This is a genomic window from Alicyclobacillus hesperidum subsp. aegles, assembly GCF_027923525.1.
Taxonomy (GTDB): Bacteria; Bacillota; Bacilli; order Alicyclobacillales; family Alicyclobacillaceae; genus Alicyclobacillus; species Alicyclobacillus aegles.
Genome location: NZ_BSBJ01000035.1, coordinates 1 through 294, shown reverse-complemented (window position 1 = coordinate 294; position 294 = coordinate 1). Strand labels below are relative to the sequence as shown.

1 rRNA gene is annotated in these 294 nt (G+C 60.2%); it reads left to right on the top strand.

Annotated features, from left to right (window positions below):
* Positions 1–294 (top strand): 23S ribosomal RNA (locus tag QMF38_RS09580); the annotation flags it as partial.

The following is a 294-nucleotide window of genomic DNA, read 5'->3' as shown; positions in this document are numbered from 1 at the left end:
CGGAAGGCGATGTGGAGCGAGTGGAAGTGAGAATGCCGGTATGAGTAGCGAAAAGAGGGGTGAGAATCCCCTCCGCCGAAAGCCCAAGGGTTCCTGGGGAAGGCTCGTCCGCCCAGGGTAAGTCGGGACCTAAGGCGAGGCCGAGAGGCGTAGTCGAAGGACAACAGGTTGAAATTCCTGTACCACCGAGAGCGATTGAGCGAAGGGGTGACGCAGGAGGATGAGGGAAGCGGCCGGATGGAAGAGGCCGTCCAAGCAGCGAGCGAGGGATGTAGTGAAATGCGCATCCTGGGA